A 1437-nucleotide genomic window follows, 5' to 3' on the forward strand; every position below is an offset into this window, starting at 1 on the left:
GGGCGTTCTCTGATCGGCAGAAACGAACAACGCGACAAGAACGCGGGCGCAAAAAAGCCGCAGCTTCCTGAGGATCATCCGCAGGTTATGGCCAGCGCCGCACAGCACCGCGTGCATCGCGTCGCCGAGCGTGCCTTTTAGCCAGTTCCGGTCGAGCCTTCCGTCTGTCTTCATGTGGCCAATCGCGGGTTCGATCGCACTGCGCCGTCTGATCATCGCCCGTAATCCCCGCGTAATGCCCCGCCGCAGCCCTGGGTGGTAGATCTTCACCCCTTCGATGTCCACACCCCTGTAGCCACGGTCGACGACGGCGATTTCCGGCGTGATGTCGCTCAGGATCGCCGCCTGCTCCAGTGCTTCTGCAAGGGTGTGGCCATCGTACGGGTTGCCCGGCATTGAGCGCATGCCAACGACCAGGCCTTCCTTGTGCGTCGTCGTAATCGACACTTTCACCCCGAACTCATACGGCGTGCGCGCCTTTCCCTTGGCCAGGCATTCCACCTCTGGCGCATGCAGGGCGTAGAGCTTGTTCCTGTCCTTTGTCTTTTGTGACAGGATCCGCTTCGTGCGCCCAATCAGCTCCTGCAGGGCAACGCGACGTTCTTCGGATACCGGATCAACCTGACGCTCCACGTCACGCATCACCCGACCCACACGCGAGCGCAGCGTACGCAATGCCTTCTTCATGCGTTTGTACTGCTTCGCATGGGCGTAGCGGCCAATCTGACGCGCCAGATGCGGCGCCTCGCGGTTGTAGTTCTGCCTCAGTTTCAAGCCGTGGCGCGCTGCAGCCTTCACCAGATGTTCCCGACACCGCTCGAGCAGTCCTGAATCGGTTGGATGGGCAATCGCCTTCTCCATGACCGTCGTGTCTACAATCACGCGCTTCACACTTGCAGCCTTGATCACGCCAGCACGTTTTGCCGCCTCAATCGTCTCGGCGAGCAGTTCTTCTACACCGGCTTCGCCCAGCCGCTTCCTCCAGCGCGTCAGGCTCGACGGATCGATCGGCGGTTCGGTCTGCAGGTACGTCTCGCCGGTGAACACCTGCCAGTACGGGTTTTCCACCCATTGCCAGACGACCTCCTCGTCGGAAAGGTCAAATGCGTGCTGCAGATACAGCAGACCGGCGATCAGCCTGGGCGATGTCGCCGGTCGCCCCTTGCGCGACACGAAGCTTTCGCTCATCGCGACGCCCAGCCGATTCCAGTTGATCAGGTCAGCCAAACCGACCAGGGGATGCTTCAGGTTGATCTGTTCACGCAGCGGCTGCCGGAAGAAATCTCCTTCTTTCACAGGCGTCCTGGGACCCATCCGCACCTCATCAGAATTTGCAGGTTTTTCACGTTAATGTGCCAGGTTCCTGCAAATCTCACAACACCATTTCGGCCTCAAAGCTCCGCTGCACGAGGCTCGCCGAATTGTTCAGGCTCGACT

General features: G+C 60.3%; 1 protein-coding gene. It reads right to left on the reverse strand.

Annotation, left to right across the window (positions count from 1 at the left end):
• On the reverse strand, nucleotides 1-1314 hold a 1314-nt coding region (locus tag HV796_RS42310; RefSeq protein ID WP_175233554.1), incomplete at its 3' end, for an IS5 family transposase.
• Nucleotides 1315-1437 lie beyond the last annotated feature (123 nt).

The sequence above is a fragment of the Paraburkholderia humisilvae genome (assembly GCF_902859855.1).
Taxonomy (GTDB): Bacteria; Pseudomonadota; Gammaproteobacteria; order Burkholderiales; family Burkholderiaceae; genus Paraburkholderia; species Paraburkholderia humisilvae.